Below are 16402 nucleotides of genomic sequence, written 5' to 3'. Positions count from 1 at the left end.
AGGCATCCGCTCATCTCCGTGCGCGGCGGCCACGAGGCGAGGGACGGGACGTTCAGTAGACGTCGCGCACGTAGCGCCCGTCGGCGGCGAGGCCCCGCACATACTCGGCGGCTGCCTCGTCGGAGAGGCTGCCGTGCTGCTGCGCGATGCCGATGAGGGTGGCGTCGACGTCCTTGGCCATGCGCATCGCGTCGCCGCAGACGTAGAGGTGCGCGCCGTCCTCGAGCCAGCGCCACAGCTGCGCCCCGTGCTCGATCATGCGGTCCTGCACGTAGATCTTCTGGCGCTGGTCGCGCGAGAACGCGACGTCGAGGCGGGTGAGGAAGCCGTCCGCGCGCATCCCGTCGAGCTCGTCCCGATAGTAGAAGTCGGTCGCGGCGTGCTGCTCGCCGAAGAACAGCCAGTTGCGGCCGGTGTGCCCGTCCGCGCGGCGGTCATGCAGGAACGCGCGGAACGGCGCGATCCCGGTTCCCGGACCGATCATGATCATCGGCGTGTCGCCGGAGGCGGGAGGGCGGAAGGCGGGTGAACGCTGCAGGTAGACCGGCGCGGCGTGGGCGTCACCGTCTGCGAGGAACGTCGAGCACACGCCGCCGCGGGCGCGCCCCGACTCCGTCCGGAACCGGACCACCGACACCGTGAGCTCCACGGTGTCCGGGTCGGACTTGGGACTCGACGAGATCGAGTACTGACGGGGCAGCAGGCGCTTGAGCACCCCCGTCCATTCGGACGCGGAAGCCTGCACCGGGAAGTCGCGCACCAGGTCGACGGCCTGCTGGCCCCACAGGAACTGCTCGAGCCTGCGCTTGTTCTCACGGCGCAGCAGTGCGCCCAGCGTGCCGTCGCCGCTGCGCTCCGCGATGAAGCGCACCAGCTCGAGCGGGGCCCTGGTGATGTCCAGGCGGGTGCGGAGCGCGTCTGCGAAGGTGCGCTCCTCGCCATCGATCTCGACGATCGCGTGCGCGGCGACACCGGTCGCGGCGAGCCACTCCGCCACCACTGCGGGCGCGTTGGTGCACACCACGCCGAGCGAATCGCCCGCCTCGTATGCCGCACCCGAGCCCGTGAGGTCGAACGCGATGCGCCGCACCTCCTTCTGCGACCCCGCTGCGCTCAGCAGATCGTTGCGCACGAGCGGGGCGTGCACCGGGTTCGCACGGCTGAAGAGGCGCTTGGCGGGCGCAGCCGGCGCGGGCAGAGGGGCCGCAGCGGTCGCCCCCTCCGCGGCCAGCGTCTCGAGGATCTGCGCGAGCCACGCCGCCCGCGGCTCGTCGGCGTCAGGCTCGAGGTCGACCCGATCGAGGAGGGCCGTCGCGCCGAGCTCGCCCAGGCGCGCATCCAGCCGGCGACCGTGGCCGCAGAAGTCGTCGTAGTTCGAGTCGCCGAGCGCGAGCACCGCGTAGCGGAGCCCCGCGAGCTCCGGCGCACCGGCGGCGTTGAGCTCGTGCCAGAGCGCGGCGGCGTTGTCGGGAGGCCCGCCGTCGCCGAACGTCGAGGTGACCACGAGCAGTCGGCGCACGTCGGTCAGGTCCGTGGCGCGCAGCTCCGCCATGCTCCGCGCGCGGGCGGGGATGCCTCGTGCTCCGAGTGCCGCGGTGGCAGTCGTCGCGAACTCCTCGGCGTTGCCCGTCTGCGAGCCCCACAGCACCACGACCTCGTCCGCGGCGTCGGCCGGCGGCATCCGACTCCCGAGGGAGGTGCGCGAGAAGGCGCCCGCGAGGACGCCGTCGAACCACGCGCGAGCGAGCGCTCCGAGCGGGGACTCGGCGGGGAGCACGGGCACCTCGCCCGGGGCGAGCACGACCGAGCGCACCGTCGACAGGAACCCGGCGAGGTACGCACCCTCGACCTCGCTCAGCTGCGGCGGTGCGAGGCTGACGCCGGCACCCGCGAGGGCCTCGTCGGCGGAGGCGGTGGACGCCCCGGCTCCCCCGGCCGCTGGGCCGACGCGGCGCAGCGAGACGGCGGCGAACTTGAACTCCGGCTGCGCCGACAGCGGATCCACGGCGTCGCTGGTGACCGCGTTGACCGTGACGTATTCGCCGTGCTCGTCGTTCCAGTGGAACGGCGCGAACAGGCCATCCGGCTGCACGCGGTCGGTGAGGACGGCAGGCACGACGAACCGGCCGCGGCGCGACGCGACCTCGACCTGGTCGCCCTCCGCGATCCCGTGCCGCTCGGCATCGATCGGATGCACCTCGACGAACGGCCCCGGGTGCAGCTTCGCGAGCTTCGCGACGCGTCCGGTCTTCGTCATCGTGTGCCAGTGGTGCGGCAGGCGGCCGGTGTTGAGCACCCACGGGTAGTCGTCGTCGGGCAGCTCCGCGGGCGCGAGATGCGGTCGAGCGAGGAACTGCGCCCGCCGCGACGGCGTCGCGAAGGCGAGCCGCGGCACCGTGCCGTCCTCCTCGACGTGCAGCGACTGGCTGACCCCGTCGTTGACATACCGGATCGGATGCCGCGTCGCCACGTCGTCCGGCGGAGCAGGCCATTGCACGGGTGTCTCGCGCAGCCGCTCGTACGTCACGCCGCGCAGATCCCACCCGGTCTGCGGGTTCCAGAAGCGCCGGATCTCGTCGAACACCTCGGCGCTGGAAGCGAAGTCGAAGCCCTCGAAACCCATCGCCCGCGCCACCTGGCAGATCGTCAGCCAGTCCGGCTGCGCCTCGCCGGGAGCGGGGACGACGTCGCGCACCAGGGTGAGGGTCCGGTCGCTGCTGACGGTCACGCCGTCGGTCTCGACCCAGAGCGTCGCGGGCAGCAGGATGTCGGCGTACGCGGTGGTGGCGGTCTCGGTGTAGACGTCCTGCGCGATGACGAGCTCGGCGGTCTCCAGCGCCTCGATCACCGTCTTGCGGTTCGCCACCGAGGCGACCGGGTTGCTGCAGATGATCCAGACCGCCTTGATCTCGCCGTCGGCCGCGCGGCGGAACATGTCGATCGTGCCCGTGCCGGACTCCTCGCGGATCGCGCCCGGCTCGAGCCCCCAGACCTCTTCGACGAAGCCGCGGTCGGATGCGCTGAACACCGCACGCTGCCCCGGCAGCCCGGGACCCATGTAGCCCATCTCGCGGCCACCCATGGCGTTGGGCTGACCGGTCAGCGAGAACGGACCGCTGCCCGGCCGGCAGATCGCCCCGGTCGCGAGATGGAGGTTGCAGATCGCGTTCGTCGACCACGTGCCGTGGGTGGACTGGTTGAGGCCCATCGTCCACAGCGTCATCCACTCGTCGGCCTCGCCGATCCAGCGGGCGGCCGTGCGGATGTCGTCTTCGGCGAGGCCGGTCAGCTCGGCCACGCGGGCGGGCGGGTACTCGGCGAGAAGCTCCGCCATATGCCCCCAGCCTTCGGTGTGGGCGGCGATGAACTCCTCGTCGATGTCTCCGGCCTCGACCAGCAGGTGCAGCAGGCCGTTGAGGAGGGCGAGGTCCGTGCCCGGCACGATCTGCAGGAACAGGTCGGCGCGGTCGGCCGTCGTCGTGCGTCGCGGATCGACGACGATCAGCCTCGCGCCCTGCTTGAGCCGGTCGGCCATGCGCAGGAACAGGATGGGATGGCAGTCGGCGGTGTTCGATCCGATCACGAAGAACAGGTCGGCCCGGTCGAAGTCCTCGTACGATCCGGGCGGCCCGTCGGCGCCGAGCGACTGCTTGTAACCGGTTCCCGCCGACGCCATGCACAGCCGGGAGTTCGACTCGATGTGGATGCCGCGCAGATACCCCTTCACGAGCTTGTTCGAGAGGTACTGCGCCTCCATGCTCATCTGCCCCGAGACGTAGAGCGCGATGGCATCGGGTCCGTGCTCGTCGAGGATCGCACGCAGGCGGGCGGCGGCATCCGTCACCGCGTCTGCGACGGCGAGCGGTGTGGTGGGCTCGCCGCGCGAACGCCGGATGTGCGCCGTCGTCATGCGGCCGGGCGCCTGCATCAGCTCGGCGTGCGTGGCGCCCTTGGTGCACAGCCGGCCGGCGTTGGTCGGGTGCGCGCGGTCGCCCGAGACCTTCGTGATCGTGGGCGGATGCCCCGCCCCGGCGCGCGAGGTCGTGACCGCGATCCCGCAGCCGACGCCGCAGTAAGAGCACACGGTGCGTACTTCGCCCATGCCTCCGATGATCGCTGGCCGAGGTTCCGGGGCCTTTCCCGCCGTGTTACCCGCAGATCACATCTGCCGCACGGGCGGCCGGTGCCGCGTGTGAGCGGGGGTCAGTCGGTGGCGTCGGCGCCGTCGGCGTCCGCTTCGGCGGGCGCGTCCTCGTCGTCCGGCAGCTCTTCGAAGAGCCCCGCGGGCGGCGTCACGATGAGCCGACCCGCGGCGATGTCGACCTCGGGCACGATCGCCTTGACGAACGGCACCAGGACCTCTTCGTCGCGCACCTTCACGATGAGCAGGTCCTGCGCGGGAAAGTGATCCACCCGTGCGACCCTGCCGACGACGGCGCCGTCGCGCACGACGTCCAGCCCGACGAGCTGGTGGTCGAACCAGGCGTCCTCTTCGGCGGGCGAGGACTTCTCGTCCTCGTCGACCCAGAGGATCGCGCGGATGAGCTCCTCGGCCGCGCTGCGGTCGTCGACGCCCTCGAAGAAGGCGACGGGGTGGCTGTTCATGAACCGGAACTCGCGCACCGTGAGCGGCTTGCCGTGCCACGGCGACGACTCCGGAACCTGGAGCGTGAACGTCGCGCCGGGGACGAAGCGCCCCTCGGGGTCATCGGTGTACAGCTCGAGCTTGATCGCACCCTTGAGGCCGTGGGCCTTCACGAGGCGGCCGACGCGCAGCTGCGTCTTGCCGGAAGGGGGGATCGCTCCTGCGGGCTTGCGGGCGTCAGCGCCCGAACCCGCGGTGTCTTCGCCTGCCACCTCAGTCATCCGCGACGTCGACGCGCACGCGGCGGCCGTCGGCGAGAGCACTGATGAGGGTGCGCAGGGCTTTGGCCGTGCGGCCGCCGCGCCCGATCACGCGACCCCGGTCGTCGGGGTGGACGTGCACCTCGAGCACGTCGCCGCGAGGCGACGTGGACGAGTCGATGCGGACGTCATCCGGGTGATCGACGATCCCCTTGACGACGTGTTCGAGCGCGGCGGCGAGCAACGGATTACTCGGCGGCCTCGGCGGCCTCGGCGGCCGCGTCGGTCGCCTCGTCGGCGGGAGCCTCGGCGGGCTCCGCAGCCTTCTTCTCAGCCTTGGGCTTGATGACCGACTTCTTCGAGGAGTCGACCTCGAATGCGGCCTTGTCCTCGCGGGTCTTCACGGTCGAGACCGCGTTCTTGTCGCCCTTGAACTGGCCCCAGTCGCCGGTCAGCTTGAGGATGGCGAGCACCTGCTCGGTCGGCTGCGCGCCGACGGACAGCCAGTACTGCGCACGCTCCGAGTCGACCTCGATGAACGAGGGCTCCTCGGTCGGGTGGTACTTGCCGATCTCCTCGATGACACGACCGTCGCGCTTGGTGCGCGAGTCGGCCACGACGATGCGGTAGTAGGGCGCACGGATCTTGCCGAGGCGCTTGAGACGGATCTTGACAGCCACGATTCTCCTGAATGTGTGGGAAGTGAACGAACCGGTCGCCTGGAGCGTGGGGTGCACACCCGGCGGGAGCTCAGAGGAGGACCACCACGCTGGATAGAGGGTCGAGCGTGCGGTCCGACCCATAATTATCCCATAACGCGCGGGCTCCCGCGAACACCCGCCCGTGGGGTGTCCCGGGAGCCCGCCGAACCTCACGCGCCGAGCGTCTGCATCCACTCCTCGACGCCGGTCGCGTCGATGGGAAGGGCGGCAGAGAGGATGTCGGAGCCCGTGCTCGTCACGACGATGTCGTCCTCGAGTCTCACGCCGACGCCGCGCAGCTCCGGCGGCACCGTCTCGTCGAACGCGTGGAAGTACAGCCCGGGCTCGACCGTGAGCGCCATGCCGGGCTGCATCGTCGCCCCCTGGTAGGCCGCGTAGCTCGACGACGCGCAGTCGTGCACGTCGATGCCGAGGTGGTGTCCGACGCCGCAGACGATGTAGCGCCGGTGCTGCTGGCCGGCGGGCGAGAGCGCCTCGTCGACCGAGACCGAGAGCAGGCCCCAGTCGTGGAGGCCCTGCGCGAGCACCTCCATGCACGCGGCGTGGAAGTCGCTCCACGGACGCCCCGGCGCGACGGCGGCCAGGCCCGCACGGTGCGCGCGCTCCACGAGGTCGTGCACGCCCCGCTGCGTGGCCGTGAAGCGGCCGCTCGCCGGCAGCGTGCGGGTGACGTCCGCGGTGTAGCCCGAGCGGCGCTCGACACCCATGTCCAGCAGCAGCAGCGCCTCCGGATCGACCGCACCCTCGGCCCGCACCCAATGGAGGATCGGCGCGTGAGCTCCCGACCCCACGATGGTCGCGTACCCCGGCCCCGCGCCGACGGTGCGCGCGTGCCGGTCGAAGGTGCCCTGCAGCCAGCGCTCCCCGCCCTGGCGCACCGCACGCGGGATCTCCAGCGTCGTCGCGGCGAAGCCCGCGACGGTGTCGTCGACGGCTGCCCGCAGTTCTGCGACCTCCCACTCGTCCTTGTACATCCGCAGCTCGGCGAGCACCCGGGCGAGATCGCCCGAGCGGTCCGCGCCCGCGAGCGCGGCCGCGACGGGCCCGGCCGCCGGCCGCGTCCCTGTGATCAGAGAGTCGTCCGTCAACGCCAGTTCCGACAGCGGCCGCGTGCGGACCTCGAGGGCGGCGGCGTACTCGGCGAGGCCGGGGATGGGGCCGACCCACAGCTCGCCGTGGAGCGGGTCCGCGAAGAACGCGTCGTCGCCCGGGCGGCCGGGCGGCGGCAGGTACACCGTCGCGTCGGCACCGGTCATGACGAGCACGGCGTCCTCGATCGCCGCACCGACCAGCCACAGGAAGTCGCTGTCGGCGCGGAACTCGTACACGGTGTCGTTGGCGCGCACCGGGGCGCGGCCGGCCGACACCACGAGCGTGCGGCCGGGCAGCGCGTCGGCGAGCCGGCGGCGGTGCTGCGCCGCGGCAGCGGCCGCCCCCTCCGGCAGCATCGGGGTCCGGTCGGCCTCACCCCACCCCGACCTCATCTCCGCGGCGAATCCTGCCGCCTGCGCGAGGCGCGGCATCCGCGGATCGACGCCGTCCGATGCCGGCATCGACCCGGCGGGCCGGGCCGCGGTGTCGAGCGACGTCGGGGCATGGGAGTGGGCGTGGGACATGGTGCTCCTTCGCTGAGGGATGGGGATGGGGAACGGGATGCCGCGGCTCGCCGTCACCGGCCGGCGGTGCGGACGCGGGAGTCCATCACGGCGTACAGCACGTCGACGACGAGGTTGCAGATCACCACGAACACGCCGCCGAGCAGGACGACGGCGATGATGACGGGGCGATCCTGCTGGGCGACGCTCGAGACGGCGAGCGAGCCGACGCCGAGCAGGCCGAAGACCTGCTCGATCACGATGACGCCGCCGAGCATGAGGCCGAGGTCGACGCCGAGCTGCGTGATCAGCGGCGGCATGGCGCTGCGGAACGCGTGGACATACGTGACCCGGCGCTCGGTGAGCCCCTTCGCGCGGGCGGTGCGGATGTAGTCCTGCCCGAACACCTCGAGCATCTGGCCGCGGGTCAGCCGCGCGTACACGGCGGCGACGACCAGAGCGAGCGTGGTCCACGGCAGCAGCAGATGCCACGCCCACTCCAGCGGGTTCTCGAAGAACGGCGTGAAGCCGCCGGGCGGGAAGAGCGTCAGTCCCACCTTCGTCGGCAGGAAGTACAGCGTGTACAGCGTCAGCATCCCGAGCACGAAGGTCGGGAAGCTGATGCCGACGATCGCGAAACCCTGGCCCACGCGATCGCGCACCGAGCCGGGACGCTTGGCCGACGAGATGCCGATCGGCAGGCCGATCGCCAGCCAGAACACCATCCCGCCGAACACGAGCGACAGCGTCACCGGCAGCCGCTGCGCGATGATCTGCCCGACGGGCATGCTCGACCGGTACGAGTAGCCGAGGTCGCCGGTGAGCAGCCCCCCGACGAAGCGCAGGTACTGCTCCCAGATCGGCAGGTCGAGCCCCAGGCGGGTGCGGATCTGCGCCATGAGCTCCTCGGTCGCCTTGTCTCCCGCGATGATGCGGGCAGGGTCCGACGGCGTGACGTAGAACAGCACGAACACGAAGACGCTGAGCAGGAACAGCACCAGCACGCCGAAGCCCAGGCGCGAGAGGATGAACCGCGTCATCGCGCTCCGCCCTTCGCCGCCGAGGGGTCCAGCGCATCGCGCAGCCCGTCGCCGAGCAGGTTGAACGCGAGCGTCAGCAGGAGCAGCGCCCCTCCGGGCACGACCACCATCCACCACGCGACGAGGTACAGCGACCCGTTGGCGGCATCCGCCAGCATGTTGCCCCAGCTCGGTGTCGGCGGCACGACTCCCAGCCCGAGGAACGACAGCGTCGCCTCGAACACGATGGCGCCGGGGATCATGAGGGTCGTGTAGACGATGATCGGCACGACGAGGTTGGGCAGGATGTCGCGGAACATGATCGCCGTCCGGCTCGCGCCGAGCGATCGCGCCGCCTCGACGAACTCGCGATGGCGGAGCGCGAGCACCTGCCCGCGGATGACGCGGGCGAGCCCGGTCCAGCCGAAGAACACGATCACTCCGATCGAGAGCCCGAGACTCGGGCCGACCACCGACACCAGGGCGATCGACACGAGCAGGAACGGCACCGTCATGACGAGATCGATGATGCGGCTGAGCACAGTGTCGGTGACGCCGCCCACGAACCCGGCCACGACGCCCACGACGATGCCGATGAGCGCCGCCAGCAGCGAGGCCGCCACGCCGACCAGCAGCGAGACGCGGGCACCGTAGGCGAGACGCACGAGGATGTCCCTGCCGAGCTGGTCGGTGCCCAGCAGGAATTCGCCTCCTGGCGGGACCGGAAGCCCCTCGGGGGTCAGCCCGGTGTCGCGGAACTGCTCGGTCGGTCCGTGCCCGGTGAGCGCCTCCACGACCGGGGCGCCCAGCGCGAACAGGACGATCAGCACGATCGCGATCATCGACGCGACGCTGGCGGGGTCGCGCAACAGCCGCCGCATCGTGAGCGAGAGCGAGCTGCGCGCCTGCACCTGCCCGATCACGCGTGCCGCGGCGGTCGCGGTCTTGGGATACACGGCCATCAGGCGGCCCCTTCCGTGATGGTCTCGAGCACACGACGGGGCCGCAGCACGCGGGGGATCTCGGGCGCGGACGCCGACAGCAGCCGCCGGGTGAACGGATGCTGCGGGTGGTCGTAGATCTCGCCGGCATCCCCCGATTCCACGATGCGACCGGACTCCATCACGGCGATGCGGTCGCACACATGTCGCACGACGGCGAGGTCGTGCGAGATGAAGAGGTACGTCAGCCCCAGTCGCTGTTGGAGCTCGTCGAGGAGGTTGAGCACCTGCGCCTGGATCGAGACGTCCAGCGCCGAGACCGGTTCGTCGAGGATGATCAGCTCGGGGTGCAGCGCCAGCGCGCGGGCGATCCCGATGCGCTGGCGCTGACCGCCGGAGAACTGCGACGGGAAGCGGTTGTAGTGCTCGGGGTTCAGTCCCACCAGTTCCATCAGCTCCTGCACGCGGGTGCGCCGCTCGGACGCGGTCCCTTCGCGATGGATGCGCAGCGGGTCCGCGATGATCGAGCCGACGCGGCGCCGGGGGTTGAGCGATCCGAACGGGTCCTGGAACACGACCTGCACTCGGCGCCGCAGCGACCGCCACTGATCGCGCCCGAGACCGACGATCGACTCGCCGTCGAACGTCACCGATCCGGCCGACACCGGGACCAGACCCGCGATCGCGCGGGCGAGCGTCGTCTTGCCGCATCCGCTCTCGCCGACCAGCCCCAGCGTCTCGCCGCGACGCACCGACAGATCGATGTCCTCGAGGACCACGCGATCGGGTCCCCGCCGCTGCGGGAAAGCGACCCGCAGCCCGTTCACGCGCACGAACTCGGCGCCCGCGTCGGCGGCCCCCGCGACGGCGGCCGGCGCCGCGTGCGCCTCCGTAGGCTCGCGGGGCGGATCCTCGCGCCAGCACGACACCTCGGTGCCGTCGTCGTAGCGCCGCACCGGCGGCCGGGAGGTGCACTCGGGCAGCGCGTCGGCGCACCGGTCTCGGAAGACGCAGCCGACCGGTGGACTCAGCAGGCTCGGCGGACGCCCGGCGATCGGGATCAGCGGCGTGCCGGGCGCACGGTTGAAGGAGGAGGAGCGCAGCAGGCCCGAGGTGTACGGATGACCCGGCGACTCGAGCACGGTGGCGCTCGCGCCCAGCTCCATCTTGCGCCCGCCGTACATCACCATGACGCGGTCGGCGACGCGGGAGAGCACGCCGAGGTCATGGCTGATCATGAGGATGGTCGTCCCGAGATCGCGCTGCATCTCGCCCAGCAGATCGAGGATCTGCGCCTGCACCGTCGAGTCCAGTGCGGTCGTCGGCTCGTCGGCGATGATCAGCGCGGGCTCGAGCGCGAGGCCCATCGCGATCATCACGCGCTGCCTCATGCCCCCGGAGAACTGGTGGGGGTACGCGGAGAAGCGGTGTGCGGCATCCGGGATGCGCACCTTCTCGAGCAGCTCGATCGCACGGGCCTTGGCGGCCGCCGGGCTGGTCTTCTCGTGGGCGCGGATCTGCTCGACGATCTGCCACCCGACCGTGTACTGCGGGTGCAGGCTCGACAGCGGGTCCTGGAAGATCATGCTGATCTGCCTTCCCCGGATGCCGCGCAGCTCGTCCGCCGGCAGTCGGAGCAGATCCCGCCCCTCGAACGAGACGGTTCCCGCGGTACGGGCGGCGGGGATCAGCCCCATGATCGACTGCACCATCACGGACTTGCCCGAGCCCGACTCCCCCACGACGCCGAAGAACTCCCCCTGCTGCACCTGGAACGACACGTCCCGCACGGCATGCACCGTTCCGTCCTCGGTGGGGATGTCGACCACGAGGTTGCGGACATCCAGTAGCGCCATCATGGCTCCCTTCCGCGGGGCCGGGCGGACAGGCCGCCCGGCCCCGTTCGTCAGCGGTTGCTGGTCAGTCGTTCAGCCAGAGGTTCGTCCAGTCGCCGTTCTGGCTCTGGGCGTACACGGCGAAGTCCTGGACGCGGTCGGAGTGGTACACGCGGACCTTGCGGTAGGCGATGCTGACGATGGGCGTGTCCTTCATCACCGCGACGTCCACGTCATGCCACAGCGACGCCGCCTCCTCGGGCGTGCCGGCGGCGAGCGCCTGCGCGGCCAGGGCGTTGGCCTCTTCGCTGTCGAAGTCGACGTAGTTGTAGGTCTGCGGCGTGCCGCTGAAGGAGAACTGCGGCTGGAACACGCTCCGCGCGGCGCCGCCCTGCCAGTCCGGCGACCAGCCGACCAGCGCGATGTCCCATGCACCGGTGGCGGCGTTGTCGCGGTTGGTCATGAAGTTGGCGTAGTAGTCGGTGGCCTGCACCGGTGTGAGCTCGGCCGTGATGCCGGCTTTCGCGAGGCTCGACTGGATCGTCTGGGCGATGTCGGGCTGGAGCCCCACCTGGCGGTACGGGAACTTCAGCGTGATGCCGTCGGGGAAGCCCGCTTCGGAGAGCAGCTTCTTGGCCTTCTCGGGGTCGCCCTTCGAACCATCGGTGGGGAACGGGTCGGACTCCTCGTACCCGACGATGCCCGGGCCGAAGATGCCGTTGGTGACGCCGGCGAGCTCGTCGCCGCCCATGGTCTGCACGACGGCGGCCTTGTCGATGGCGTACTGCAGCGCTTCGCGCACCTTTGGGTCGCGCAGCGCACCGCCGTTGTTGTCGGAGACGGTGTTCATCCACATGAACTGGTCGACGGCGCCGTTGGCGAAGAACTGCAGCTTGTCGTCGCCCTGCGCCTTCAACTGCTGGATGTTGGCGTTGCTGGGACTGAGGTCGAACAGCATGTCGGAGGATCCCGCCTGCAGCTCCTGCATCGCGGCATCCGCCTCCACGCCCATCGTCATCTCGACACCGTCGACGTTGGCCTTGCGCAGCGGGTCGCTCTCGGCCTCCCAGGCGGGGTTGCGCTCGAGCACGAGCTTGGCGTCGGCGACGTACTCCTTGATGCGGTACGGGCCGGATGCGATGAAGTTCTGGCGGTACTCGGGCGAATCGGGCAGGTAGTCGAGCACCTCGACCGGGGCCGGGTCGGTCGAGTCGAGCGACAGCATGTAGGGGAAGTCGCTGGCCGGCTCGGTGAGCGTGAAGACCACGGTCTGCTCGTCGGGAGTCTGGATGCCGCTGATCGGCGTCGCCTCGATGTACTCCTTCATGGCCGCCGGCGTGGGGGCGACGGCGGCGAAGCCCTCGCAGAAGTCCGCCATGCCGACGATGAGGTTCTGGAAGTAGCTGAGCTGCGCGCTGGCGATCACCGGGTTGCACATGCGCTTGAAGCCGCGCGCGACGTCCTCCGCGACGATCGCGCGGGCGCCGTCGGGAGCGTCCCACGCCGGGCCCTCGCGCAGCGCGACCTCGTACGTCAGCCCGTCCTCGCTCGGCGTCGGAACGGCCTCGGCGAGGTCGGGCTGCAGCTGGATGCGCTCATCGGCGTCGGTGCTGGCGGCATAGCTCACCAGCGGCCGCACGATCGCCCGCAGCACGTTGTAGGTCGGCACGTACGCGCTCAGCTGCGGATCGTAGTGGTCGAGATCGCCGTTGGAGAGGACCTTGAGGATGCCTCCCGTCTTCGCCTCGCCGGCATCCGCGTCCCCAGTGGTCCCCGACGATGAACAGCCGGCGATGAGGAGGGACAGCGCCGCCGCCGACGCGGCTGCTGCGAGCAGTTTCTTCCGTGCCATGAGTCACCCTTGATCCATAGGGCGAGGCGCCATCGCCCCGCAGTACGTGACATATTACACACCACACGTTAGGGTCTGTCCATGCTCACATCCCGCGGCGTCCTCGCGGACCTCCGCCTCATCGACGGCCCCGCTCTGCGGGCGTCCGTCCGTCCGATCGTCGCGATCCGCGCGCTCCAGCAGGCGGTCCGCGACGGGTTCGACCCCGACGACGACCTTCCCCGGACGATCGTCGACGTGCCCCACGGTCAGCTCCTCCTCATGCCCGCCGCAGTCGGGGCGCTCGCCGGGCAGAAGCTCGCGACGGTCTCCCCCGCGAACCCCGACCGGGGACTCGACCGGATCCAGGCGGTGTACGTGGTCCTCGACGGCGAGACACTGCGTCCGCTCGCCCTGCTCGACGGCACCGAGCTCACGGCGATCCGGACGCCCGCGGTGTCCGCGGCGCTGGTCGACGTCGTCGCCCCCGCTGAGGCATCCGAGCTGGTGGTGTTCGGCACCGGCCCGCAGGGCATCCGTCACGTCGAGGCCCTGCACGCCATCCGCGACGTGCGTCGGGTGACCTTCATCGGGCGGGACGCCGCCCGGCGGGAGCGCGCCGTCGCCGACGTGGCGCGGCTCGGCCTCGAGGCCCGCGCCGGCACTCCCGACGACGTCGCCGGCGCCGATCTCGTCGTGTGCGCGACCACCGCGACCGCGCCGCTGTTCGCCGATGGGCTCGTCGCCGACCACGCCACCGTGGTCGCCGTGGGCTCGCACGAGCCGCGGGTACGAGAGCTGCCGGGGGCGCTGCTCGGGCGCGCCCAGGTGATCGTCGAGACCGAGCGCGTCGCCCTCGCCGAGGCCGGCGATGTCGTGCTCGCGATCGAGGAGGGACACCTGCGCGCCGACGACCTCGTGCCCGCCGCCGCGATCCTCACCGGGCGGATCGCGCCGAGCGCCGATCGGCCCCGCGTGGTCAAGACCTGCGGCATGGGATGGCAGGACCTCGCGGTCGCGGCTCTCGCGATCGCCCCGGACGCTTCGGAGGAGCGATGACGCAGAAGACCAGCTGGACCACGGAGGACTGGCACACCGCCGGGGAGCCGTTCCGCATCGTGACGGACGTGCCGACCGTCGGCGACACGGTGGCGGCGCGACGCATGAACGCGATCGGCGCCGACACCGACGCCGTACGGCGCTTCCTCTGTCTCGAGCCTCGCGGCCACGACGACATGTACGGCGGATTCCTCACCGAGCCCGACGACGACGGAGCCGACTTCGGCGTGCTGTTCTGGCACAAGGACGGGTTCTCGACGGCGTGCGGCCACGGGACGATCGCGCTCGGGGCGTGGGCCGTGGCATCAGGACGGATGCCGGCTCCCGACGACGGCGAGACGGTCGTCACGATCGACGTGCCGAGCGGCCGCGTGCAGGCCCGGGTGCAGCGGGAGGGCGGTCGCACCACGGGGGTCGTGTTCCGCAACGTCGAATCGCGCGTGCTGCAGCGCGGCATCGCGGTCGTGACCAGCCGCGGTGAGGTCACCGTGGACCTCGTGTTCGGAGGGGCCGTCTACGCGACGCTGCCGGCCGCCGCCCTCGGCCTCGCCGTGACGCCCGAGCACACGGCCGAGCTCATCCGACTCGGCCGCGAGATCAAGTGGGCGCTCGACGAGCATCCCGCCGCCCAGCTGCCCGACCCGCGACTGTCAGGGGTCTACGGCACCATCCTGTTCGACGACCTCGGGCGCACCGCACAAGGCCCGCATCAGCGCAACGTCACGGTGTTCGCCGACGGCGAGGTCGACCGCAGCCCGTGCGGATCGGGCACCGCCGCGCGGGTGGCGCTGCTCGACCACACCGGCGAGCTGGGCGAGGGCGAGGTCCTCACCCACGACTCGATCATCGGCACGACCTTCCGCGCGCGGGTCGTCGAGCGCACCGCCGCCGGGGTCATCCCCGAGGTGGCCGGGCATGCGTTCCGCGTCGGCTCGTGCACGTTCGAGCTCGATCCAGACGACCCCCTCGCCGCAGGATTCAGCCTGCGGTGACAGCACGACGGGCGGATGCCGCGGCATCCGCCCGTCGTCGTCCCGCGCGTGTCAGTGCGCGCCGGTGAGCGATCCCCAGCCGGACGAGAGCCCGGCGACGCTGCGGCGCTGCACGACGCCCCACGGATTGTCGTCGCGCAGCGCGGGCGGCAGCAGCTCCTGCGGGGCGTTCTGATAGGCCACACCGCGAAGGAACCGCGTGATCGCCGCCGTGCCGACGCTGGTGGCATCGCTCGTGGTGGCCGGGTACGGACCGCCGTGCTGCATCGCACCGGTGACCGACACGCCCGTCGGCCAGCCGCCGAACAGCACCCGGCCGCTGGTCTCGGCGAGCGCGTCCACGAGGTCCGTGAGCTCGCCGTCCGCGAGCTCCTGCGCCGTGGCGTGCAGCGTCGAGGTCAGGTTGCCCGGGAACAGCTCGCGCTGCACGTCGGGGAGCTCCGAGGCATCGGCGTAGCGCACGATCACCGAGAGGGGGCCGAACGACTCCTCGAGCAGTTCGTCGCGGTGCGCACGCAGCGTGTCGAGGTCGACCTCGACGACGGTCGGCGTGGCGAAGCGCTGCTCGTCCTCGACCCGCACGCCGCCTTCGGCGAGCACCGTCACACCAGGCGCCTCGAGCACCGCGCGGCGACGCTCCTCGAACGCGCGGCCGATGCCCGGGTTCAGCAGGCGGTGCTCCGTCACCGCGGCCGCGGACGCGCCCACGCCGGCGAGGTCGGCGCCGGCGGGCACGAACAGGAAGCCGGGCTTCGTGCACAGCTGGCCCGCAGAGCCCGCCACCGACGCGAGGAACCCGTCGAGGAGCTCAGGCTCGTCTGCGACCGCGCCACCGGTCGCGTAGACCGGGTTGACGCTGCCGAGCTCGCCGAAGAACGGGATCGGCCGTGGACGCGCGGCGGCGACGTCGGCCAGCAGCCGCCCGACATGCGTCGACCCGGTGAAGGCTCCGGCGCGGATGAGCGGATGCCGCAGCATCGCGACACCGGCATCCTGACCCTCGATGAGCTGGAACACGCCGTCCGGCATGCCCGCCGCGGCCAGCGCCCCGGTCACGATCGCCGCGGTGCGCCGGGAGAGCTCCGGATGGCCGGAGTGCGCCTTGACGATGAGCGGACAGCCCGCGGCGAGCGCGGCCGCGGAGTCGCCCCCGGCGACCGAGAACGCGAACGGGAAGTTCGACGCCGCGAAGTTGAGCACCGGCCCTACGGGTTCCAGCACCCGGCGCACGTCCGGGCGTGGACCGATCACATAGCCGGGGTCTGCCTCGTCGATGCGCGCATCGAGGTAGGAGCCGTCGACGATCACCTCGGCGAACAGTCGCAGCTGGTTCGTGGTGCGCCGCACCTCCCCCACCAGACGCGCCTCGGTGAGTCCTGTCTCCTCACGGGCGATGGCGATGAGCTCGGGCGCTGCCGCGTCGAGGGCGTCTGCGACCGCGACCAGCGCTGCCGCGCGGGCACGCGGCTCGGTCTCGGCGAACGGGCGGGCCGCGCCCGCGGCGCGCTGCGCGATGACGTCGATGTCCATGGGACTCCTATCGGGATCGAGGTTCACGAGGCT

The 16402-nt window shown here is 71.4% G+C and carries 12 protein-coding genes; 2 read left to right on the top strand and 10 right to left on the bottom strand.

The window, feature by feature from the left end:
* Nucleotides 1–52: 52 nt before the first annotated feature.
* The 9 genes from AC1DDU_RS15415 to AC1DDU_RS15375 all read right to left on the bottom strand — a co-directional run bounded on the left by AC1DDU_RS15415 (nt 53) and on the right by AC1DDU_RS15375 (nt 12809).
* Nucleotides 53–4102 (bottom strand): molybdopterin-dependent oxidoreductase, encoded by a 4050-nt coding sequence (locus tag AC1DDU_RS15415; protein WP_477435596.1) that lies wholly within the window; start codon nt 4100–4102, stop codon nt 53–55.
* Nucleotides 4103–4203: 101 nt separating this feature from the next.
* Nucleotides 4204–4866 carry a ribosome maturation factor RimM gene (gene rimM / locus AC1DDU_RS15410; protein ID WP_477435594.1) on the bottom strand — a complete coding sequence of 221 codons (663 nt, stop codon included), beginning with the start codon at nt 4864–4866 and terminating at the stop codon, nt 4204–4206.
* The gene (locus AC1DDU_RS15405; protein ID WP_045276246.1) at nt 4859–5089 is read right to left on the bottom strand and encodes an RNA-binding protein; all 231 of its coding nucleotides are present in this window, start codon (nt 5087–5089) and stop codon (nt 4859–4861) included. The genes rimM and AC1DDU_RS15405 overlap by 8 nt, the downstream gene beginning before the upstream one ends.
* Before the next feature lie 4 nt (nt 5090–5093).
* The gene (gene rpsP, locus AC1DDU_RS15400; protein WP_477435592.1) at nt 5094–5525 is read right to left on the bottom strand and encodes a 30S ribosomal protein S16; all 432 of its coding nucleotides are present in this window, start codon (nt 5523–5525) and stop codon (nt 5094–5096) included.
* Between the two features lie 191 nt (nt 5526–5716).
* Entirely contained in the window at nt 5717–7183 is a 1467-nt protein-coding gene (locus AC1DDU_RS15395) for an aminopeptidase P family protein (protein ID WP_477435590.1), read from the bottom strand.
* 53 nt (nt 7184–7236) lie between these two features.
* A complete protein-coding gene (locus AC1DDU_RS15390; protein ID WP_477435588.1) occupies nt 7237–8202 on the bottom strand; it encodes an ABC transporter permease in 966 nt (321 codons plus the stop codon).
* Nucleotides 8199–9143 carry an ABC transporter permease gene (locus AC1DDU_RS15385; RefSeq protein ID WP_477435586.1) on the bottom strand — a complete coding sequence of 315 codons (945 nt, stop codon included), beginning with the start codon at nt 9141–9143 and terminating at the stop codon, nt 8199–8201. The genes AC1DDU_RS15390 and AC1DDU_RS15385 overlap by 4 nt, the downstream gene beginning before the upstream one ends.
* Nucleotides 9143–10978 carry a dipeptide ABC transporter ATP-binding protein gene (locus AC1DDU_RS15380; protein ID WP_477435584.1) on the bottom strand — a complete coding sequence of 612 codons (1836 nt, stop codon included), beginning with the start codon at nt 10976–10978 and terminating at the stop codon, nt 9143–9145. The genes AC1DDU_RS15385 and AC1DDU_RS15380 overlap by 1 nt, the downstream gene beginning before the upstream one ends.
* A gap of 64 nt (nt 10979–11042) precedes the next feature.
* On the bottom strand, nt 11043–12809 hold the full coding sequence (locus tag AC1DDU_RS15375; RefSeq protein WP_477435582.1) for an ABC transporter substrate-binding protein: 1767 nt from the start codon (nt 12807–12809) through the stop codon (nt 11043–11045).
* Nucleotides 12810–12890: 81 nt separating this feature from the next.
* Between AC1DDU_RS15375 and AC1DDU_RS15370 the strand changes: the two genes are divergently transcribed.
* Complete coding sequence (locus tag AC1DDU_RS15370; RefSeq protein WP_477435580.1) at nt 12891–13847, top strand: ornithine cyclodeaminase family protein; 957 nt, start codon at nt 12891–12893, stop codon at nt 13845–13847.
* The gene (locus AC1DDU_RS15365) at nt 13844–14839 is read left to right on the top strand and encodes a proline racemase family protein (RefSeq protein WP_477435578.1); all 996 of its coding nucleotides are present in this window, start codon (nt 13844–13846) and stop codon (nt 14837–14839) included. Before AC1DDU_RS15370 ends, AC1DDU_RS15365 begins: the two co-directional genes overlap by 4 nt.
* A gap of 51 nt (nt 14840–14890) precedes the next feature.
* Here AC1DDU_RS15365 and AC1DDU_RS15360 read toward each other — a convergent pair whose 3' ends face one another.
* Nucleotides 14891–16369, bottom strand: a complete 1479-nt coding sequence (locus tag AC1DDU_RS15360) for an aldehyde dehydrogenase (NADP(+)) (RefSeq protein ID WP_477435576.1) — start codon at nt 16367–16369, stop codon at nt 14891–14893.
* Nucleotides 16370–16402 lie beyond the last annotated feature (33 nt).

The sequence above is a fragment of the Microbacterium sp. 05T445 genome, from assembly GCF_056395865.1.
The sequence above is the reverse complement of the archived record's forward strand: the minus strand, read 5'-3'. Positions and strand labels throughout refer to the sequence as shown.